The 20,537-nt window shown below is 62.9% G+C and carries 23 protein-coding genes; 10 read left to right on the top strand and 13 right to left on the bottom strand.

Annotated features, from left to right (window positions below):
• The first annotated feature begins 36 nt into the window (after positions 1–36).
• Positions 37–1,224, top strand: coding sequence for a glycine C-acetyltransferase (locus tag LB566_RS01405; protein WP_224622644.1), 1,188 nt, complete (start codon positions 37–39; stop codon positions 1,222–1,224).
• A 52-nt stretch (positions 1,225–1,276) separates the two neighbouring features.
• On the top strand, positions 1,277–2,311 hold the full coding sequence (tdh, locus tag LB566_RS01400) for an L-threonine 3-dehydrogenase (protein WP_140549151.1): 1,035 nt from the start codon (positions 1,277–1,279) through the stop codon (positions 2,309–2,311).
• Positions 2,312–2,350: 39 nt separating this feature from the next.
• Here the strand turns inward: tdh and LB566_RS01395 are convergent, their stop codons facing one another.
• The 4 genes from LB566_RS01395 to LB566_RS01380 form a co-directional block, all read right to left on the bottom strand.
• Positions 2,351–2,998 carry a CDP-alcohol phosphatidyltransferase family protein gene (locus LB566_RS01395; RefSeq protein WP_224622642.1) on the bottom strand — a complete coding sequence of 216 codons (648 nt, stop codon included), beginning with the start codon at positions 2,996–2,998 and terminating at the stop codon, positions 2,351–2,353.
• Positions 2,999–3,002: 4 nt separating this feature from the next.
• Positions 3,003–3,929: a phosphatidate cytidylyltransferase gene (locus LB566_RS01390; protein ID WP_411910449.1), complete on the bottom strand. Its 927-nt coding sequence runs from the start codon at positions 3,927–3,929 to the stop codon at positions 3,003–3,005.
• 20 nt (positions 3,930–3,949) lie between these two features.
• Positions 3,950–4,588, bottom strand: a complete 639-nt coding sequence (locus LB566_RS01385; RefSeq protein WP_224622638.1) for a lysophospholipid acyltransferase family protein — start codon at positions 4,586–4,588, stop codon at positions 3,950–3,952.
• 158 nt (positions 4,589–4,746) lie between these two features.
• The gene (locus LB566_RS01380; RefSeq protein ID WP_224622635.1) at positions 4,747–5,190 is read right to left on the bottom strand and encodes a MarR family winged helix-turn-helix transcriptional regulator; all 444 of its coding nucleotides are present in this window, start codon (positions 5,188–5,190) and stop codon (positions 4,747–4,749) included.
• Between the two features lie 99 nt (positions 5,191–5,289).
• Here LB566_RS01380 and hmgA point away from each other — a divergent pair, with 99 nt between their 5' ends.
• From hmgA to LB566_RS01365, 3 genes are all read left to right on the top strand, one after another.
• Complete coding sequence (gene hmgA / locus LB566_RS01375; RefSeq protein WP_224622634.1) at positions 5,290–6,603, top strand: homogentisate 1,2-dioxygenase; 1,314 nt, start codon at positions 5,290–5,292, stop codon at positions 6,601–6,603.
• Between the two features lie 118 nt (positions 6,604–6,721).
• A complete protein-coding gene (locus tag LB566_RS01370; protein WP_224622632.1) occupies positions 6,722–7,735 on the top strand; it encodes a fumarylacetoacetate hydrolase family protein in 1,014 nt (337 codons plus the stop codon).
• A 17-nt stretch (positions 7,736–7,752) separates the two neighbouring features.
• Positions 7,753–8,313 carry a DinB family protein gene (locus LB566_RS01365; RefSeq protein ID WP_224622629.1) on the top strand — a complete coding sequence of 187 codons (561 nt, stop codon included), beginning with the start codon at positions 7,753–7,755 and terminating at the stop codon, positions 8,311–8,313.
• Here the strand turns inward: LB566_RS01365 and LB566_RS01360 are convergent.
• The 3 genes from LB566_RS01360 to hppD all read right to left on the bottom strand — a co-directional run bounded on the left by LB566_RS01360 (position 8,292) and on the right by hppD (position 10,075).
• Positions 8,292–8,666 carry a type II toxin-antitoxin system VapC family toxin gene (locus tag LB566_RS01360; RefSeq protein ID WP_224622627.1) on the bottom strand — a complete coding sequence of 125 codons (375 nt, stop codon included), beginning with the start codon at positions 8,664–8,666 and terminating at the stop codon, positions 8,292–8,294. The two genes, LB566_RS01365 and LB566_RS01360, sit on opposite strands and share 22 nt — an antisense overlap.
• Before the next feature lie 50 nt (positions 8,667–8,716).
• Positions 8,717–8,878, bottom strand: a complete 162-nt coding sequence (locus tag LB566_RS01355; RefSeq protein ID WP_224622625.1) for a type II toxin-antitoxin system Phd/YefM family antitoxin — start codon at positions 8,876–8,878, stop codon at positions 8,717–8,719.
• Between the two features lie 84 nt (positions 8,879–8,962).
• Positions 8,963–10,075 carry a 4-hydroxyphenylpyruvate dioxygenase gene (hppD, locus tag LB566_RS01350; protein WP_224622623.1) on the bottom strand — a complete coding sequence of 371 codons (1,113 nt, stop codon included), beginning with the start codon at positions 10,073–10,075 and terminating at the stop codon, positions 8,963–8,965.
• A 139-nt stretch (positions 10,076–10,214) separates the two neighbouring features.
• On the opposite strand from hppD, the gene LB566_RS01345 reads away from it, so the two are divergent.
• On the top strand, positions 10,215–10,682 hold the full coding sequence (locus LB566_RS01345; RefSeq protein WP_224622621.1) for an Lrp/AsnC family transcriptional regulator: 468 nt from the start codon (positions 10,215–10,217) through the stop codon (positions 10,680–10,682).
• Here LB566_RS01345 and LB566_RS01340 read toward each other — a convergent pair.
• From LB566_RS01340 to aztA, 4 genes are all read right to left on the bottom strand, one after another.
• Positions 10,679–11,017, bottom strand: a complete 339-nt coding sequence (locus LB566_RS01340; protein ID WP_140549140.1) for a TIGR01244 family sulfur transferase — start codon at positions 11,015–11,017, stop codon at positions 10,679–10,681. The two genes, LB566_RS01345 and LB566_RS01340, sit on opposite strands and share 4 nt — an antisense overlap.
• 142 nt (positions 11,018–11,159) lie before the next feature.
• On the bottom strand, positions 11,160–12,101 hold the full coding sequence (aztC, locus tag LB566_RS01335; RefSeq protein WP_224622619.1) for a zinc ABC transporter substrate-binding protein AztC: 942 nt from the start codon (positions 12,099–12,101) through the stop codon (positions 11,160–11,162).
• A 28-nt stretch (positions 12,102–12,129) separates the two neighbouring features.
• Positions 12,130–13,005 carry a zinc ABC transporter permease AztB gene (aztB, locus tag LB566_RS01330; protein WP_224622616.1) on the bottom strand — a complete coding sequence of 292 codons (876 nt, stop codon included), beginning with the start codon at positions 13,003–13,005 and terminating at the stop codon, positions 12,130–12,132.
• On the bottom strand, positions 13,005–13,838 hold the full coding sequence (gene aztA, locus LB566_RS01325; protein WP_224622614.1) for a zinc ABC transporter ATP-binding protein AztA: 834 nt from the start codon (positions 13,836–13,838) through the stop codon (positions 13,005–13,007). Before aztA ends, aztB begins: the two co-directional genes overlap by 1 nt.
• A gap of 222 nt (positions 13,839–14,060) precedes the next feature.
• Between aztA and LB566_RS01320 the strand changes: the two genes are divergently transcribed.
• On the top strand, positions 14,061–14,405 hold the full coding sequence (locus tag LB566_RS01320; RefSeq protein ID WP_224622613.1) for a RidA family protein: 345 nt from the start codon (positions 14,061–14,063) through the stop codon (positions 14,403–14,405).
• Positions 14,406–14,503: 98 nt separating this feature from the next.
• Here LB566_RS01320 and hutC read toward each other — a convergent pair whose 3' ends face one another.
• Positions 14,504–15,250, bottom strand: coding sequence for a histidine utilization repressor (gene hutC / locus LB566_RS01315; protein WP_224622611.1), 747 nt, complete (start codon positions 15,248–15,250; stop codon positions 14,504–14,506).
• 13 nt (positions 15,251–15,263) lie between these two features.
• Entirely contained in the window at positions 15,264–16,619 is a 1,356-nt protein-coding gene (locus LB566_RS01310; protein WP_224622609.1) for a formimidoylglutamate deiminase, read from the bottom strand.
• A 96-nt stretch (positions 16,620–16,715) separates the two neighbouring features.
• Between LB566_RS01310 and hutI the strand changes: the two genes are divergently transcribed.
• From hutI to hutG, 3 genes are all read left to right on the top strand, one after another.
• Positions 16,716–17,951 carry an imidazolonepropionase gene (gene hutI / locus LB566_RS01305; protein WP_224622607.1) on the top strand — a complete coding sequence of 412 codons (1,236 nt, stop codon included), beginning with the start codon at positions 16,716–16,718 and terminating at the stop codon, positions 17,949–17,951.
• The gene (gene hutH, locus LB566_RS01300) at positions 17,948–19,483 is read left to right on the top strand and encodes a histidine ammonia-lyase (RefSeq protein ID WP_224622605.1); all 1,536 of its coding nucleotides are present in this window, start codon (positions 17,948–17,950) and stop codon (positions 19,481–19,483) included. The genes hutI and hutH overlap by 4 nt, the downstream gene beginning before the upstream one ends.
• Positions 19,484–19,703: 220 nt before the next feature.
• Positions 19,704–20,519: an N-formylglutamate deformylase gene (gene hutG, locus LB566_RS01295; RefSeq protein ID WP_224622603.1), complete on the top strand. Its 816-nt coding sequence runs from the start codon at positions 19,704–19,706 to the stop codon at positions 20,517–20,519.
• The last annotated feature ends 18 nt before the right edge of the window (positions 20,520–20,537 follow it).

Raw genomic sequence — 20,537 nt, 5'->3', positions numbered from 1 at the left:
GGACGACAGTCTGCCCACGTCAAACGAGGCACGATCATGACCGCAGCATTTCTCTCCCATATCGACGGCGAACTTGAGGGGCTCAGATCGGCCGGACTGTACAAGTCCGAGCGGGTGATTTCCTCCACGCAGTCGGCTGAGATCGAGGTCGGCGGCGAGAAGGTGCTGAATTTCTGCGCCAACAACTATCTCGGCCTCGCCGACAGCCCCGACCTGCGCGAGGCGGCGAAGCACGCGCTCGACCGCTACGGCTACGGCATGGCTTCGGTGCGTTTCATCTGCGGCACGCAGGAGGAGCACAAGCAGTTGGAAGGCACGATATCGTCCTTCCTCGGCATGGACGACACCATCCTCTACGGCTCTTGCTTCGATGCCAATGGCGGCCTGTTCGAGACGCTGCTCGGCGAGGAGGACGCCATCATCTCCGATGCGCTGAACCACGCCTCCATCATCGACGGAGTCAGGCTGTCCAAGGCCAAACGCTTCCGCTACGCCAACAACGATATGGCGGATCTCGAGGCGCGGCTGAAGGAGGCGAAGGATTGCCGCTTCCGGCTGATCGCCACCGATGGCGTGTTCTCGATGGATGGCATCATCGCCAATCTCGCGGGTGTGTGCGATCTGGCCGAAAAATACGATGCCATGGTCATGGTCGACGACAGTCACGCGGTCGGCTTCGTCGGCAGGAACGGCCGCGGCTCGGCTGAGCATTGCGGCGTCGAGGGCAGGGTCGACATCATCACCGGTACGCTTGGCAAGGCGCTGGGCGGCGCTTCCGGCGGCTATACGTCCGGCAAGAAACAGGTGGTCGACTGGCTGCGCCAGCGCTCGCGGCCCTATCTGTTTTCCAACACGCTGATGCCGGCGATTGCCGGCGCCTCGATCAGAGTGTTCGACATGATCCGCAATGGCGATGCCTTGCGCGAGCGCCTATATGCCAATGCGGAACGGTTCCGGACCCAGATGGGCAAGCTCGGCTTCACGCTGGCGGGCGCCGGTCATCCGATCATCCCGGTCATGCTGGGCGATGCCAGCTTGGCACAGGAGATGGCGGCGCGCATGCTGCAGCGCGGCATCTATGTCATCGGCTTCTCCTTCCCGGTGGTGCCAAAGGGCCAGGCGCGCATCCGCACCCAGATGTCGGCCGCGCATTCCAGCGCCGACATTGATCGGGCGGTCCAGGCTTTCGGTGCGGTTGGCAAGGAACTAGGTGTGATTTCCTGAGCGACCGGCACCGCAAACCGCTTCCGGATCAAGAGATTCAAGGGACAAAAGAATGTCGAACATGATGAAGGCGCTGGTGAAGGCCAAGGCCGAGCCGGGCATCTGGATGGAAGAGGTGCCGGTGCCGGAAATCGGCCCCAACGACGTCCTGATCAAGGTGAAGAAGACCGCGATCTGCGGCACAGACGTCCACATCTACAATTGGGACCAGTGGGCGCAGAAGACGGTGCCCGTGCCGATGGTGACCGGCCATGAATTCGTCGGCACCGTTGCGGATTTCGGCGCCGCGGTCACCGAATACAAGGTCGGCCAGCGTGTGTCGGGAGAAGGCCACATCGTCTGCGGACATTGCCGCAACTGCCGCGCGGGCAGGGGGCATCTGTGCCGCAACACGCTCGGCGTCGGCGTCAATCGCCCGGGCGCGTTCGGCGAGTACCTGGCGATCCCGCAGCACAATGTCGTGCCGATCCCCGACGATGTGCCCGACGAGATCGCTGCCATCTTCGATCCGCTGGGCAATGCCGTTCACACCGCATTGTCATTCGATCTGGTCGGCGAGGACGTGCTGGTCACCGGCGCCGGACCGATCGGCATCATGGGCGCGTTGGTCGCGCAATGCGTCGGCGCCAGGAAGGTCGTTATCACCGATATCAATCCGGTTCGGCTGGATCTTGCGCGCAAGCTTGGCGTCCAGCATGTCGTCGACGCCTCCAAGGAAAAACTGCGCGACGTGATGCCGGCGCTCGGCATGACGGAAGGTTTCGATGTCGGCTTGGAGATGTCCGGGGCAGCCCCCGCCTTCCGCGACATGATCGACACCATGAACAATGGCGGCAAGATCGCCATCCTCGGCATTGCGCCGACCGGGTTCGAGATCGACTGGAACAAGGTCATCTTCAAGATGCTGCATCTCAAGGGCATCTACGGCCGCGAGATGTTCGAGACCTGGTATAAGATGATCGCCCTGGTCCAGGGCCCGCTCGACGTCTCAGGCCTGATCACGCACCGCATCGGCATCGACGATTTCCAGGTTGGATTTGATGCGATGCGCAGCGGCAGTTCGGGCAAGGTGGTGATGGACTGGTAGTCGATGCGCTGGGAGTTTCAGCCTTCGAGGCAGGCGGTGCTAGAGTCGCATGGTTTTCAGCCATCGCACCTGTCGCCATGCGCGCCGCAACGCAGTTGCGGCGGCGCCGATCGCAATGATGGCGAGAGCGAGCGTCAACACTTCGTTGTGGCCATTCCAAAGGAATTCTCCGGCCGATAGCAGTGCCGCGACGGTTGCAACTGCCATGCGATGTGGCTTGGCCATCGGTCCGGTGAAATCGCTCGGCGCCTCGTTGGCCCGCCCTAGTTCCCGCACATAGGCGGTGAGAACCGAAAAACAGGCCGCCGCCCAGCCTAGGCCAGGCATGCCGATGCCGTAGCCTATCCCGACCATGATGGCGATATCGGCGATCCTGTCCGGGAACTCGTTCCAGAACGGCCCGTCGGCCGACGCCTTGCCGCCCTCGACTGCGACCATGCCATCGAACAGATTGCACAGCAGCCGCAGTTGGCAAAACAGCGCCGCGCCCAGCAACAGCAACAAACGAGAAGTGCCCCCGCTCTGCCCGCCAACACAGAAGGCCGCACCTGCCATCGCGCCGGCGAGGATACTGGCCTGCGAAATCCGGTTGGGGGTCACGGAGAGCGCGGCGAGACGTCTGGCCGTCGCTTGTGCCCAGCGCGTGTCGCGGCTTGCAAGTGGTCTGCGATCGCCCGTGTTCATCACTACCTCATCCCGGTGACCAGAAATAACGCGTGAGATGGAAGAAGATTGGAGCGGAGAAGACCACCGAATCCAGCCGATCTATCAGGCCGCCGTGGCCGTCGATCAGATGGCCCCAATCCTTCACGCCGCGGTCACGTTTGATGGCGGACATCACAAGGCCGCCGAAAAAACCCATCAGCGTGATCAGGAAGGCCATCGCGCCCGCTTGAAGCGGAGAGAACGGCGTGATCCACCACAGGCCAGCGCCGACGAGGCTGGCGCTCGCAACGCCGCCGAGGAAACCTTCAAGCGTCTTGGACGGCGAAAGGTTTGGTGCGATCTTCGTACGCCCGATCGCCTTTCCCCAGATATATTGCAGCACGTCGCTCAATTGCACGACGATGACAAGGAAGGCTATCAGAAGCACATTGCGGCCCTCGTAGCCCGGAATATGCAACGTCAGAAGAGCCGGGACGTGGGAGGCACAGAAAACACAGATCATCAGTGCCCATTGCACCTCTGCAATTCGAACGAGGAAGTGCTGGGTGTCGCCCCGTATGGCCGAGATGATGGGCATCAACAGGAAGGCGTAGACCGGGATGAAAACAGAAAAGATCTCGTAGTCCTCGATCCAGAGCAGCACATACTGTACCGGCAGCACGAGGAAAAACGCCGTGGCCAGCGCCCAGTGGTCGGCACGCCGGGTATTGGTCAGCGTCACGAATTCGCGAAGTGCGGCGAAGGAACAGAAGCCGAAGAGAAGCAGGACGCCGATCCGCCCGGCGATGAATGCTATGGCGATGAGAATCGCCATTACCCACCAGGCATTGATACGGGCGTTGAGGTTCTCGATGGCTGGGTTGGAGCCTTCCGGCGACAGTCGTCGCTCCAGGATATGCCCCACGAAAGAGGCCGCGAGCAGGATCCCGCAGACGCCGAGCACGAGGACCATCATATCGAATTGGGTCGAGCTCATTCCGCTGCCTTTTTCGGTGCCAGCGCCAGCAGCGCCCCACGTGCCCGCTCGAGGAACATGTCCTTGCTCTCGCCGTCAGCCAGGTGCATTGCCTCGCCGAACGTCACCGTGCAGATCAGCGGGATAGGCACGAATTCCCCTTTCGGCATCACCCGGTTGAGATTGGCGATCCATACCGGCACCAACTCGAAATCCGGGTGCGATGCCGCCAAATGGAACAGGCCGGACTTGAATGGCTGCAAGGACGCGTCGGATTGGTTGCGCGTGCCTTCCGGGAAGAGAATGAGCGAAGAGCCTTCTCTCATCGCCTCTCCCATGCTTTCGACAGGATCCGTCGTGCGTCCATCGCGATTGCGCTCGATCAGGACGGCATTGAAAACGTCGCGGCCGATGAAGGCCCGGACTTTTGATTTCAGCCAGTAGTCGGCGCCCGCTACGGGACGCACCCGCCGACGCAGGCGCGGCGGCAGAACAGCCCAGATCAAGATGAAATCGCCATGGCTGGAATGATTGGCAAAGAAGATCGAGCGACGCCGAGGCAATCTGCCTTCATGCCAAAACGGCCGCACAGCGGTGATGGCTCTGGCAAACAGCAAGACGACCACGGCCACCGGCCTCGCGAGCAGCGACTTCATCCTTCCCCCCAATTCGCCCGTCGATGATCACTGGCTTACATACAGCGCTGAAAATCCGCCATCGGGCAAGCAGGGATCGAAAATGACCGCCAGACCGTCTCTGCTTCAAGGCGCTGTCGCGTCGAGCCACCGTCTCCTATTCCATCTGGCGATAGCCGCTATCTCAGACCCAACGCGCTTTCCAACGACGCGACGCCTTTGACGATGGAGGCTTGCTGGTCGGCTCTCAGCTGGGCCAGCAACTCCCGTTCGAACGCCTTCGCCAGCGGCACCATCTCGCTATAGGCCGCAAGTCCGGCCCGGGTCAGCGCCAGGTGCTCGACGCGGCGATCGTTCTCGTCAGTGGTTCGGATGAGCCAGCGGCGACGCTCAAGCTCCGCCACAGCACGCGAAACCTTTGTCTTGTGCATCGCCGACTGCGCACCGAGTTCCGTCGCGGTCATTGTGCCGCGCTGGCCAAGCCCTGAAAGCGTACGCCATTCCGGCCGTGTGAGGCCGTGACGCTCCTTGTAGATCCGGGAGAATTCGCGGCTCACGGCATCGGCCAGCCGATACAGCCGGTAGGGCAGAAAGCTTTCGAGTTCCAGGATTTCGGATTCCATGACCAGCCATCGGGAAATGCCCGCGCACGGCATTGATAGTTACATTTTCAATGGTTACAAATGAAACCAATTTGGTCAAGCATTCGCGAGGAGGAAGCGATGGCCTTTTCCTACATGCCGGGTTTCGGCAACGATTTCGAAACCGAAAGCCTGCCGGGTTCGCTGCCGCACGGGCGCAATTCACCGCAGCGGCCGGCCTACGGCCTCTATGCCGAGCAGCTCTCCGGCTCGCCCTTCACCGCGCCGCGTGGCACCAATGAGCGCTCCTGGCTTTATCGCATCCGGCCGAGCGTCAAGCATACCGGGCGCTTCAAGTCGGTGAGTTATCCCTTCTGGAAAAGTGCGCCCAATGTCGGCGATCATGAGCTGGCGCTCGGCCAGTATCGCTGGAGCCCGGTGCCGATGCCGAAGGAGCCGACCGATTTCATCGCCGGCATGCGCTCGATCACCACCGCCGGCGACGTTCTTGGGCAGACCGGCATGGCGGCGCATGTCTATCTCGCCAACAAATCGATGGTCGACGACCATTTCTTCAACGCCGACGGCGAGTTGCTGGTGGTGCCGCAGGTGGGCGCCTTGCGCTTCGTCACCGAGATGGGCGTCATCGAGCTCAGGCCGGGTGAGATCGCGGTGCTGCCGCGCGGCCTCGTCTTCAAGGTCGAACTGGTCGATGTCGAAGTGCGCGGCTATGTCTGCGAGAACTACGGCGCCAAGCTGACGATGCCCGACCGCGGCCCGATCGGCGCCAATTGCCTGGCCAATCCGCGCGATTTCAAGACGCCCTGCGCCTGGTTCGAGGAGAAGGAGACGCCCTGCCGGCTGACCGTCAAATGGTGCGGACATTTTCATGCCACGGAAATAGGCCATTCGCCCCTTGATGTGGTGGCGTGGCACGGCAACTATGCGCCCTACAAATATGATCTGGCGACGTTTTCGCCGGTTGGTGCGATCCTCTTTGATCACCCCGATCCGTCGATCTTCACGGTGCTGACCGCGCCGAGCGGCGAGGAGGGCACCGCCAACATCGATTTCGTCATCTTCCCGCCGCGCTGGCTGGTGGCCGAAGACACGTTCCGTCCGCCCTGGTATCACCGCAACATCATGAGCGAGTTCATGGGTCTGATCCACGGTCAGTACGACGCCAAGGAAGAAGGGTTCGTTCCCGGCGGCATCAGCCTGCACAATCTGATGCTGGCCCACGGCCCGGACGCGCCTGGCTTCGAAAAGGCCTCGCGCGCGGATCTGAAGCCCGTCAAGCTCGACAACACCATGGCCTTCATGTTCGAGACCCGGTTCCCGCAGATGCTGACCCGCTACGCTGCCGAACTCGACACCAGGCAGGACAATTACATCGACTGCTGGGCCGATCTGAAGAAGCGCTTCAATGGCACGCCCGAGGGCGATTGGTCCTGAATGGATCGCTGCCGTCGGAAAACTGCCTTCAGGAAAGTTAAGCCGGCGGCTTGACGATTGCCCATAACAGCTTTGTTGTGGACCAAGCGGCGCAAGGCCACGTCAGGAGAGGAAACGCATGAAGCTTGCTACATTGAAGAACGGGACGCGCGACGGAAAGCTCGTCGTCGTCTCGCGCGATCTTACACGCTTCACCGATGCCTCCTTCCTGGTGCCGACATTGCAGGCGGCGCTCGACGACTGGCGGCGGATTTCGCCGCATCTGGCCGCAATGGCGGAGTCGCTCGAGAACAACGCGGTGCCGTCAGCGCGCTTTCACGAACACAATGCCCATTCGCCGCTGCCGCGCGCCTATCAATGGGCTGACGGTTCGGCCTATGTGAACCATGTCGAGTTGGTGCGAAAGACGCGCGGCGCCGAAATGCCGGCGAGCTTCTGGACCGACCCGCTGATCTATCAGGGCGGCTCGGACAGCTTCATCCCGCCGCGAGACCCGATCCGCATGGCCGACGAGGCCTTTGGCATCGACATGGAGGCGGAAGTCGCGGTCGTTGTCGATGATGTGCCGATGGGCGCCGGCCTCGAAAAGGCACGGGAGGCGATTCGCCTGGTGATGCTGGTCAACGACGTAACGCTGCGTGCCATTACCGGACCAGAACTCGCCAAGGGGTTCGGCTTCTTCCAGTCCAAGCCGTCTTCGGCCTTCTCGCCGGTCGCGGCGACGCCCGACGAGTTGGGCGAGGCTTGGGACGGCGGCAAAGTCAGCCTGCCGCTGCTTGCCGACCTCAACGGCAAACCTTTCGGCCGGGCGAATGCCGGCGTCGACATGACCTTCGATTTCCCAGCGCTCATCGTCCATGCGGCGAAAACACGGCCGCTGGCGGCCGGCACCATCATCGGCTCCGGCACCGTCTCCAACAAGCTCGGCGGCGGGCCTGGCAAGCCTGTCTCAGCCGGCGGCGCAGGCTATTCCTGCATCGCCGAACTGCGCATGATCGAGACCATCGAGAGCGGCGAGCCGAAGACGCCGTTCCTGCGTTTCGGCGACACGGTGCGCATAGAGATGAAGAACAAGGCCGGGCATTCGATCTTCGGCGCCATCGAGCAGACGGTCGAGAAATATCAGGGGTGAGGGCCGCAAGTTGAAGAATGAACCTGCTTGACCATCTGCGCCGCATGGCCGGCAACAATCTTTGGTCGAACGACCGGCTTTACCGGGCCGTGCTCGCGCTCAAGCCGGGCGAATTCGCGGCCGGGCGCACCGGCTTCTTCCCGTCGATCAAGGCGACGCTCAACCACATACTGGCGGTCGATCTTCTCTACCTCGATTTTCTTGAGGAGGGCGGCGTTGGCGCTGCGGTGTACGATGATTTCGTGCCGTTCGACAACGCAGCCGATTTGTCAGTGGCCCAGATCAGGTTCGACCGCAGGCTGATCACCTTCTGCGATGCCCTGTCGGAGGCCGATATCGACCGCCATGTCATCACCGATCGGCGCGGGGACGGTATGATCCCGGAGAGGATCGGCGATATCCTCGCCCATCTTTTCCTGCATGACATCCACCATCGCGGCCAGGTGCACGCGATGCTGTCCGGCACGTCGGTCGCGCCGCCGCAACTCGACGAATTCCTGCTCGATTATGACCTCAGGCTCAGGAGTGCCGAGGTGGAGCGGCTAGGCTTGGGCGATCAGACCAATGCAACGTCATAGGCTGAGAAATGCCGATCTGCTGTGACCAATGTCAGGCCTTCAATTTGAGCTTGTGCAATAAGCAGACGATCAAAGGGATCGCGATGATGGAGCGGCAAATGCCCAAGCCCTGCTGCGTGGAGTTCGTTTGCACCGAGGATTGGCCCCCCGTTCGATCGCAGTATGTCCACGATGTCGCCCGAGAGCGTGACTTTGCCGAGCGATCTCTTGATGGCAATCTCCGCTACCGAGATGGCGCTGACGATCACATCCTTGCCTGCGACAAAGATGTCGCGATGATGATCCGAAAGACGTGAATCTGCGTTGAGCACCCAAAGCAAAATGTGAGTGTCGACCAGATATTTGCGGCTCATTTAATATACTCGTCCCATTCGGGACCAAGTTCATCAAAATCATCCGATATTCAAATTTGGCCTTTCAGGGCTCCCAACAGGCGCTTGCTGCCGCCGGGCCGAGCGGGAGCACTCAAGGTCGCGACCACCTCTTCATGCCGGGTCAGATGGATTTCTTCGCCGGCCTGGGCACGCTTTAGCAACTCGGAGAGCTGGGCCTTCGCTTTCGCCATCGGAACATTCATCGTCAAAAACCAATTATGACCTGAATTTAGGTCATAATTGGCCGGAGCCGCAAGAACTCCGAGTCCATCAGACTATTCCGCCGCCTGCACCTTGATCACGCCGCGCTTGATCTGGTCCTGCTCGATCGATTCGAACAGTGCGCGGAAATTGCCTTCGCCAAAGCCTTCGTCGCCTTTGCGCTGGATGAATTCGAAGAAGATTGGTCCGATCACGGTCTTGGAGAAGATCTGCAAGAGGATCTTCGTCGTGCCGCCGTCGACCACGCCTTCGCCGTCGATCAAAATGCCATGCTTCTTCATGCGTTCGATCGGCTCGTCATGGCCGTTCACGCGTGCATGCGACATCTCGTAATAGGTCTCCGGCGGGCCGGGCATGAATTTCAGCCCATTGGCGGCAAGTTTGTCGGTTGCCTCGTAGATCGCGTCGGTGCCCACCGCTATATGCTGGATGCCCTCGCCATTGTACTTCTTCAGATATTCGGCAATCTGGCTGGTGTCGTCCTTGGATTCGTTGAGCGGAATGCGGATCTTGCCGCAAGGTGAGGTGATCGCCCGGCTGACCAGCCCGGTGATCTTGCCGTCGATGTCGAAGAAATGGATCTGCTTGAAGCCGAACAGGTCGCGGTAGAAATCCCACCATTTGTCCATGTTGCCGCGATAGACATTGTGCGTGAGGTGGTCGAGGAAATAGAAGCCGACGCCTTCCGGCCTGGGGTCGCGTTTGCCCAGCCATTCGAACTCGGCATCATAGGCCGAACCCTTCTCCCCATAGGTTTCGATGAAGTAGAGCAGCGAGCCGCCGATGCCAACGATCGCCGGCACGTCGAGCGTCTTGTCGGCGCCTTCGTAAGGCGTGGCACCCTTGCCGACAGCGTGGTCGAAAGCATGCTTGGCATCGACCACCCGCCACGCCATGGAGGCGGCGCATGGGCCATGCTTGTCGACGAACCTCATCGCATGCGAGCTCGGTTCGGCGTTGACGACATAGTTGATGTCGCCCTGGCGCCAGACGGTGATGTCCTTGGTACGGTGCTTTGCCACCGCTACATAACCCATGCGGGTGAACAATTCGGCCAGCTTCCGCGGCTCCGGATGCGCGAATTCGACGAATTCGAAACCATCGGTGCCGGCGGGGTTGGCCTTGCTGATCTTGGCGGGTGGAGCGTCGTGCGGGAAGGGACCCATGATTATCCTCCGGAAGCGGGCATTGGCCTGCCTAGGCCGTCTCATGCCATCATAGCGCCGGCGCGCCGCACGGTGCTTGCATTCAAACGCTTGAAATGTTTACCTGATGCGTGAAATGTGCACGATTTGAGAAAATATCATGAATGACGCGCGCCTTGACCAGTTTGATCGCAAGATACTGGCGCTGTTGCAGGGTGACGCGCGGCTCACCAACAACGATCTTTCGGAGCGGGTGAACCTCTCGGCCTCGCAATGCTCGCGCCGCCGCCAGCGGCTGGAGGAGGACGGCTACATCAAGGGCTATCGCGCCGTGCTTGACCGCGACAGGCTGGGCTTTTCGCTGGTCAACGTCATCTCGGTGACCTTGGCCACTCACAACCGCGACAATGCGCGGCGCTTCGGCGAACTCGTGGCGCGGCTGCCCGAAGTGCAGGAGGCGCACGCGCTGACCGGCGAAATGGACTACATCTTGAAAGTTGTCACGCCTGACCTGAAATCGCTGTCGGAGTTCGTCAATGGCGTGCTCTTGCCGCACGAATCCGTGCAGCACGTCAAGACGGCGATTGTGCTCGAGACGCTCAAGGAAACGGGCGCGCTGCCGATCTAACCCTTCGACTGCTGGATCAGCCCATAGAGATTGGTGCAGCGGGCGCCGGAACGGCAATAGGCAAAGACCGGGCCTTCCAACTCGTCGAGCGCTTGTCCCTGGTCCTCGACATTCTCGGCGGTGATCTGGCCGCTGATGACGGGGATGTAGCGGAAGGCAAGCCCGGCAGCCTCGACTGCGGCCTTGAGCGTGTCGGCGGAAGGCTGGCCGGGCTGCTCGTCGTCCGGCCGGTTGCAGATCACGCTCTTGAAGCCGGCTGCCTTGATGGCGGCGACGTCCTCGGGCTGGATCTGGCCCGAGACCGAATAGTCCTCGCTTATCTGGCGGTATTCCATTGTGGTGTCCTCGCAATCTGGTTGGGCAGTCTTGCCACTCCCCGGCACGGGCGGCAATCCACGCCGAGGGATTTCTCTGCCAAATAGCGAGTGCCGACCGGAAAATCCAACCGGGTCTCTGGGCCCGGTTGGAGCGAACGGCTCAACTGCCGAGGATCGCGCCTTTGATCTGCGTGATGTTGTTGTGCATCATGTCGATATAGGTCGAGGCCGGGCCGTCTGGCTGCGACAGCGCGTCCGAATAGAGCGTGCCGCCGACCTTGATGCCGGTCTCGCTGGCGATCTGCTCGATCAGGCGGGGGTTGGTGATGTTCTCGACGAAGATTGCCGCCGCCTTGTCCTGCTTGACCTGCTCGACCAGCTTGGCGACGTCGGCGGCCGACGGTTCGGAGTCCGTCGAGATGCCCTGCGGCGCGAGGAAGATGAGGCCGTATTCGTGCTCGAAATAGCCGAACGCGTCATGTGAGGTGATGACGACGCGCTTCGCCTGGGGGATGGACTGGATCGTCGCCTTCACTTCGCCTTCGAGCGCGTCGAGCTTCTTTGTGTAGGCCGCGGCATTGGTCTGGTAGCTGACGCAGCCATCATTGTCGGCCGCGCAGAACGCCTCGGCAATGTTCTTCACATAGATCCTGGCATTGGCGATCGACTGGAAGGCATGCGGATCGGTGACCGTCTTGCCGCCGCCGGTACCCGCGCCTTCGGCCGCGTCCGCATCGGCGAATTCCGGCTTGAAATCGATCGGCGTCACGCCCTTGGTCAAGGTGACGATCGAGGCCTTGGTGGCGCTGGCTTCGACCAGCCGCTGCAGAAAGCCCTCGAAATGCAGGCCGTTGACCAGCACCAGGTCGGCGCCCGCCATCGCTACCGCATCGGCTGGGCTCGGCTCGTAGACATGCGCATCGCCGTCGGGTCCCACGATCGTGGTGATGTTGACGCGGTCGCCGCCGACATTCCTTGCAAAATCGGCAATGACGGTGAAGCTTGCGACCACTTTCAAGGGCGCCGCAAAGGCCGACGACGCGCCGAAAGCAGTTAATGTTATAACGCTCATCACCAGGGCGGCGCGGAACGATTTCAACATAGGCGGGTCTCCTTCAGAGGTGGATGAATCAGGCCGTCCGATGACGGTGATGGACGATGCGGGCGCGCAGCGCGCCGCGCGTGCCGAACAGGATCGAGGCGAAATAGACGACGCCGGCCGACAGGATGATGGCTGGGCCGGAGGGCAGCGAGGCGTGGTAGGATAGAAGCAGTCCGGCGATGCAGGAGGCAAAGCCGATCAACACGGCCAGCACGCACATCGGTTCGACGCGCACGGTCCAGAAACGGGCGGCTGCCGCCGGCAGCATCATCAACCCGACCGACAGAAGCGTGCCCAGCGCCTGGAAGCCGCCAACGAGGTTGAGCACGACCAGGCCGAGGAAAATGAAATGCACCGGACTGCCCCACCGGCTGACCGAGCGCAGGAACAGCGGGTCGAGGCATTCGGCGACCAGGGCCCGCCAGAAGACGGCGAGGCTGGCAAGAGTCACCAGCACGATGCCGCCGATCAGCGTCAGCGCTTCGTCGTTGAGCGCCAGCACCGTGCCGAACAGCACATGCATGAGGTCAACGCTGGAGCCACGGATCGAAACCATCAGCACGCCGACGGCGAGCGAAATCAGGTAGAAGGCCGCCATCGAGGCGTCCTCGCGCTGGATGGTGAATCGTGAAACGGCGCCTGCGCCGAGCGCAACGACGATGCCGGCGATCAGGCCGCCAATGGTCATCGGCAGGATTTCCAGCCCGTAAAGCAGGAAGCCGGCTGCTGCACCCGGCAGGATGGCGTGCGCCATGGCGTCGCCCGAGAGGCTCATGCGCCGCAACATCAGGAAGACGCCGACAGGACAGGCGCCGAGCGACAGCATCAGCGAGCCGAACAGCGCCCGCTGCATGAACGCGAAATCGGCAAAAGGCGCGATGAAGAGGTCGTAAAGGAAGCTCATCAGGCAGCCCTTGGTCCAGCGCCATGATGGTGGTGATGGTCCTGCGCGTGGGCAGGCTCGTCATGATCGTGATCATGTCCGTCATGGTCATGATCGTGCCCGCCCGGCTCGCACCACGGCGCGTTCTCTTCCCATGCTTCATGGAAGCGCCTGGCCCGCAGGAGATTGTCGGACCGCAATGTCTCCTTCGTCTCGCCCCAGGCGACAGGCTGGCGGGCCAGCAGCAGCGTCTCGGGAAAATTCTGCCGGACAAGGTCGAGGTCGTGGACGACGACCATGATGGTGCGTTCCTCGCCATGCCAGCGCTTGATCAGAGCGATGAGATCGCCCACCGTCTTTGCATCGACGGCGTTGAACGGTTCGTCGAGCAGGATGAGATCGGCATCCTGCAACAGCACGCGGGCAAACAAGGTGCGCTGCAACTGGCCGCCCGACAGAGTGTCGATCGGGCGTGTCTCGAAGCCGCCAAGACCGACCGCCATCAGCGCCTCGCTGACGGATCGGCGATCCTCCTTCGTGTGGCGGCCGAGCAGCCCGCGTTTTGGCCACAGGCCGAGCGAGACCAGATCGACGACCCGGGCCGGAAAGCTGCGGTCGATTTCCGACTGCTGCGGCAGATAGGCGGCGCGCACGCCCGGCGCCCGCGTCACGGCGCCGGCCATCGGCTTCAGCACGCCGACAATACCCTTCATCAGCGTCGACTTGCCCGAACCGTTGGCGCCAACGACGGCGGTCAACGAGCCTTTGCGTATGACGCCGTCCAGATGATGGATCGCCGGATGGCTGTTATAGCCAAGCGTCAGGTCACGGAATGTCAGGCAGGTTTCGGTCATTCGACGGTCCGTGGGGGCGGAAGTGCGGCTGCCGGGCAGCGCCGACTGGATATGTGATGTTATTACATTAGTCAACAAGCCAATCGAGCGGAATTGTGGCTGGCGGCTCAACTTGCCGTGACTCTCCGGCGCCGCTGGTCCAAGGGGATTTGGAGCGCTCGGCCTTGCCCGAAGCCGACGCCAACTCTAAAGAGGCGCGACCACAAAGGAAGGAAACCTCCCATGAGCATTCGTCGCATCGATGTTGGCCCGCGCATGAGCCAGATCGTCATTCACGGCAACACCGTCTATCTGGCCGGCCAGGTGGGTGAGCCCGGCGGCAATGTCGCCTCGCAGACCCGCGATATTCTGGCGACGATCGACGAATTGCTGGCCGAGGCGGGCACCGACAAGACCAAGATCGTCCAGGCGATCATTTGGCTGGCCGACATGGGCACCTTCGCCGAGATGAACTCGGAATGGGACAAGTGGGTGCCCCAGGGCCACACGCCCGCCCGCGCCACCGGCGAAGCCAAGCTCGCCGGCCCGGAATATCTGGTCGAAATCATTATCACCGCGGCGATCTGAGCTCTTTACCCTCCCCCTTGTGGGGAGGGTCGCTGCGCAGCAGCGGGGGGGCGGTGCTCACCGTCACCCGTCTCGCCGCAAGGGAAGGTCCGCAGGCGCTATCCCTGTGACGGCGTGAACCTTGCCACAAGCGTGTGGCTCTCGGCTGCATAGGTGAAGCGCACATGGGTGACCGGGTGCTCGGCACTCCATGTCCGGCGCTCGACCACAAGACAGGCCGCGCCCAGGCCGATGTCGAGGGCATCGGCAACACGCTCGTCGGCGGCAATGGCACGAATGCGATGCTCGGCCTCGCTCCACGGCACACGGCCGATCAGCCATGGACCCGGCGCAATGTCGAGGAACTCTTCCTCGTCGGCTTCCGTGACGGCGGAGAGATTGATCAGCCGCTCTTCGAGCGCGAAGGGCCGTTCTCCGGCGAAATGCAGGCATTCCAGCGATAGCACCGAACCCGAGGCGGAAAGCCCGAGCAGCGCCCGGTCTTGCGCGCTGCTGCGCCGCTTCAGGCGCGCAAGCCGCTCGTAGCGATAGGGCAGGCCGAGCGCTTCGACCTCGATCCTGATGTCATGGATTTCCAGCACCGCCGCTTGCGATTGCGGCTGGCGCACGAAACTGCCTGAGCGCCGACGGCGTTCGATCAGTCCTGACTTGGCAAGCTGCGACAGCGCCTTGTTCACCGTCATGCGCGAGCAATCATATTCGGCCGTCAACTCGTGCTCGAACGGGATGCGATGCCCAGGCGCCCAGGCGCCGGACAGGATTTTCTCGCTTATGTCGGACAGGATGCGCTGATGCAGCGACACCGTCTCGCCGCCCTCCGTCTCCGCTGTCGCCACCATGCTCATGGGATGTCCCTGATCAGCCTGCCGAAAGCGCGGTCATGACATTGCGGAAACGCGCCGCTATGGCGTCGCGCCTGGCGTGCCTGCCGCCGCTGACTTGCCTTTGGCCGTGCACCCAGACGCAATCGACCTTGGCGCCGTTGGCGAAGATCCAGGCGTCGAGGATCGCGTCTCCGGTCTTGCTGGCGAGCGAGGGACTTTCTGCATCGAGCGAGACGAGATCGGCGGATGCGCCAATGGCGATCCGCGAGGCGCCGGCGCCAAGGGCGACGCTGCCGCCGTCAAGCGCGGCGTCGAACAGCGCGCGGCCCGTCGAGCCGCCGGCGACCGCCAGCACGTTGCGGGCGCGGTGGGCAAGGCGCTGCGAATATTCGAGTTGCCGAAGCTCGTCCGGCAGGCCGATCAGCACGTTGGAATCGGAGCCGACGCCGAAGCGGCCGCCATGTTGCGTGAACAGCGGCGCCGCAAAGGTGCCGTCGCCGAGATTGGCTTCGGTGATCGGGCACAGTCCCGCGATCGCGCCGCTCTTTGCCATCGCCACGGTCTCGGCATCGGTCATATGGGTGGCATGGATCAGGCACCAGCGCGGGTCGACATCGGCATGGCCAAGCAGAAATTCGACTGGACGCGCGCCCGACCAGGCAATGCAGTCCTCGACCTCCTTCACTTGTTCCGCGACGTGGATGTGGATCGGTCCGTCCGGCGCCATCGCAGCAACCTGTCGCAACTCCTCGACCGTCGCGGCACGCAAACTATGGGGGGCGACGCCGATGACCGCTTGAGCCAAGGCGCGAACGCATTCGCTAGACTTCTCAACCAGACGTGAGAACCGGTTCACATCATTTATGAATCTGCGCTGGCCTTCGCTGGGAGCCGCGCCGCCGAAAGAAGAGTGCGCATAGAAGACCGGCAGCAGCGTCAAGCCTATGCCGGTTTCGGCGGCGGCGGCCGCGATGCGCTCGGCCATTTCGGCGATGTTGGCGTAGGGCTTTCCGTCGCGGTCGTGATGCAGATAATGAAATTCGCCGACGCGCGAGAAGCCGGCCTCCAGCATCTCGACATAGAGTTGGGCGGCGACCGCCTCGACCTGATCGGGCGTCATCGACAGCGCGAAACGGTACATCACCTCGCGCCAGCTCCAGAAACTGTCGGCCGACGGGCCGCGCAGCTCGGCAAGTCCGGCCATGCCGCGCTGGAACGCGTGGCTGTGCAGGTTGGGCATGCCCGGCAGTACGATGGCGTGGCGCTCGTCGCCGACGTTCGGCGCAACCCCGGCGTCGATTGCCGCAACGCGCCCTTCGCCCAGCGCGATGCGCACATTGCTTCGCCAGCCTTCCGGCAGAAGCGCCTGTTCCGCAAAGATCGCCGTCAATTTGTTCTCCGAATCCTGGCTTATGATGACAATAGCACTTGCGGTGCTTTTTAATATGTATATACATAACCGCCATCCTTTCAAAGGGAAAAGATGATGGCTGGAGAGAGCAAGGGCCGGACGGCGGCGGTTCGCATATGGCGCAATGCGCGCCTGGCGACCTTTGCCGAAGGGGCGGCGGGGCAGGGCGTCGTCGAAAAGGGCGCCATCGCCGCGCGTGACGGCATCATCGTCTATGCCGGCGCCGAAGCCGATATTCCGGCGGCGTTCGAGCAGCATGCCGAGATCGTCGATTGCGAGGGCCGCTGGATCACGCCCGGCCTGATCGACTGCCACACCCATCTCGTCCATGCCGGCAACCGCGCCAACGAATTCGAGATGCGGCTGGCCGGCGCCACCTATGAGGAGGTCGCCAGGGCCGGCGGTGGCATCGTCTCGTCGGTCAGGGCCCTGCGTGCCGCGGGTGAGGACGAACTGGTCGCCCAGACACTGCCACGTCTCGATGCGCTGATCGCCGAGGGCGCTACCACCGTCGAGGTCAAGTCCGGCTATGGCCTTGACCTGGAAAACGAGAAAAAGTCGCTGCGCGCGGCGCGCCGTTTGAGCGCAGAGCGCCCGGTGACGATCCGCACGACCTTCCTCGGTGCCCATGCCTTGCCGCCGGAAGCCAAGGGCGACAAGGACGCCTTTATCGATCTCGTCGCCGCCACGATCCTGCCGGCCATCGCTGCCGACGGGCTTGCCGACGCCGTCGATGGCTTCTGCGAAGGCATCGCTTTTTCGGTCGAGCAGATGGCACGGGTCTTCGACGCCGCAAAGGCGCTTGGCCTGCCGGTAAAACTCCATGCCGACCAATTGTCGAACCTGCATGGCGCCGAGCTCGCCGCGCGCTATGGCGCGCTGTCGGCCGATCATCTCGAATATACCGACGAGGCAGGTGCGGCGGCAATGGCCGGATCGGGCAGCGTGGCGACGATCCTGCCCGGCGCCTACTATTTTATTCGCGAAACGAAGAAACCTCCGATCGAATTATTCCGCAGGCATGGCGTCAAGATGGCCGTCGCCACCGACAACAATCCCGGCACCTCGCCGCTGACGTCGTTGCTGCTGACCATGAACATGGCGGCGACCCTGTTCGGCATGACGGTCGATGAATGCCTTGCGGGCGTGACCCGCGAAGCCGCTCGCGCGCTGGGCCTGCTCGGACAGACCGGCACGCTGGAGGCGGGTAAATCCGCCGATCTTGCGATCTGGAGCATCGAGCGCCCGGCCGAACTCGTCTACCGCATGGGCTTCAACCCCTTGCACGCGCGCATCTGGAGAGGACAATGACCGAACTCGTACTGCAGCCCGGCAACGTGACCCTGGCCGACTGGCGCGCCATCTATCGCGGCGCCGTACCCAGGCTCGACGATGCCTGCCGGCCAAAGATCAGGGCGAGTGCGGAGGCTGTCGCACGCATCGTCGCCAAGGGCGAGCCGGTCTATGGCATCAACACCGGTTTCGGCAAACTGGCCAGCGTCCGCATTCCTGCCCAGGATCTCGAAACGCTCCAGCGCAACATCGTGCTCTCCCACGCCGCCGGCGTCGGCGAGCCGATGCCGGTCGCCGTTTGCAGGCTGATGATGGCCTTGAAGCTTGCCAGCCTGGCGCAAGGCGCCTCCGGCGTGCGGTCGCGCACCATCGAGCTGCTGGAAGCGATGCTGGCCAACGATGTCATCCCGGTGGTGCCGGCGCAAGGTTCGGTCGGCGCCTCCGGCGACCTCGCGCCCCTTTCGCACATGACGGCCGTGATGATCGGCGTCGGCGAATGCTTCACTCCGCATGGCCGCTTCCCGGCCAAGGTCGCCTTCGTCTCGCATGGGTTGGAGCCCGTCGTCCTTGGCGCCAAGGAAGGGCTGGCGCTGCTCAACGGCACGCAATTCTCGACCGCATACGCGCTGGCGGCCCTGTTCGAGGCCGAAGTTCTGTATCAGTCGGCACTGGTCGCGGGAGCATTGTCCACCGACGCCGCCAAGGGCTCGGACGCTCCCTTCGATCCGCGCATCCATCTCTTGAGGAAGCATCGCGGCCAGATCGAGACGGCGGATGCGCTGCGAAATCTGATGGCCGGCAGCGCCATCAGAGAATCCCACCGCGTCGGCGACGAGCGCGTGCAGGATCCCTATTGCCTGCGCTGCCAGCCGCAGGTGATGGGGGCCGCCCTCGACGTGTTGCGCAAGGCGGCCGACACGCTCGGCACGGAAGCAAATGGCGTCACCGACAATCCTTTGATCTTCGCCGAGGACGACACGGCCTTGTCGGGTGGTAATTTCCATGCCGAGCCGGTGGCTTTCGCCGCCGATATGATCGCACTCGCCGTCTGCGAGATCGGCTCGCTGTCGGAGCGCCGCATCGCCATGCTGGTCGACCCCGCGCTGTCGGGCATGCCGGCCTTTTTGACGCCGAAGCCGGGCCTGAACTCCGGTTTCATGATCCCGCAGGTGACGGCGGCAGCGCTGGTTTCCGAAAACAAGCAGAAGGCCTATCCCGCAAGCGTCGATTCGATCCCGACCTCGGCCAACCAGGAGGATCACGTTTCGATGGCGGCGCACGGTGCGCGGCGGTTGATGGGCATGGTCGAGAACGCCACGGCCGTCATCGGTATCGAGTTGCTGGCCGCGACCCAGGGCTGTGACTTCCACGCGCCGCTCGCATCCAGCACCGCGCTCGAAGCAGTGCGCAAATTGGTCAGGGCCGAGGTGTCGCATCTCGACAACGATCGGCATTTCCATCCCGACATGGAGAAAGCCATCGCCATGGTGCGCAGCGGTGCGGCGGTGAAGGCGGCGAGCGCGGTGGCGCTGCCGGGGATTGCTTCATGAAAATGCTCGCCATGGTAGGCCGCGTCCCTTCGCGCCCCCCTCTGTCCTGCCGGGCATCTCCCCCACGAGGGGGGAGATTGGCTGTCATCGAGGCTTTCGCCAATCTCCAACGTTGCAGGTTTGAGCGAGGCGCCGAAAGTGCCAATCTCCGCCCTCGTGGGGGAGATGCCCGGCAGGGCAGAGGGGGGCGCCGTAGAGCGCCAGTTTGCGGAGATCTCGCATGACACCTTCCTGGCTCACGGTCACGCGCGGCACCGCACCCCTGCTGGTCTCGATCCCCCACACCGGCATCGACCTTGCCGGGCTCGACGGCCGGCTGGTGTCACCCTGGCTTGGCCGGCGCGACTGCGACTGGTGGATCGACAAGCTCTACGACTTCGCCACCGATCTCGGCGCCACTGTCGTCCACACCGCGATCTCGCGCACCGTCATCGACGTCAACCGCGATCCGTCGGGGGTTTCGCTCTACCCCGGCCAAACCACAACCGGCCTGTGCCCGACCGAGACATTTGACGGTGATCCGCTCTACCGCCTGGGCGAGGAGCCGACCCCGTCCGAGATCGACCGGCGCCGCGAGACTTATTTCGCGCCCTACCATGCCGCTTTGCAGGCCGAGATCGACCGGCTGCGCGGCATGCACGGGAAGATCGTTCTCTACGACTGCCATTCGATTCGCTCGGTGCTGCCGCGCCTGTTCGACGGCACGCTGCCGGTGTTCAACCTCGGCACCAATGACGGCAAGAGCACCGACCCGTCATTGCAGGAAAAAGTTGCCGCCATCCTTGCCGCGACGGGCGAGAGCTGGGTCGTCAATGGTCGCTTCAAGGGTGGCTGGATCACGCGCCGCTTCGGCCAGCCGATCGAGGGCGTCCACGCGCTGCAGATGGAACTCTCCAACCGTGGCTATATGCGCGAGCCCGACGAGAAGGGCAGGCCGGGCAATTGGCCGGTGCCCTACGATGCCGGGTTTGCAGCACCAATCCGCGAAACACTGAAGCAGATTCTTCAAACCGCCATTGACTGGGCCGGGCGCTGACGCACCGCCCCATCCGAA

The organism is Mesorhizobium sp. CA13, from assembly GCF_020165235.1.
GTDB lineage: Bacteria > Pseudomonadota > Alphaproteobacteria > Rhizobiales > Rhizobiaceae > Mesorhizobium.
Note: the sequence above shows the minus strand (reverse complement) of the source record. Positions and strands in the feature narration are given on the sequence as shown.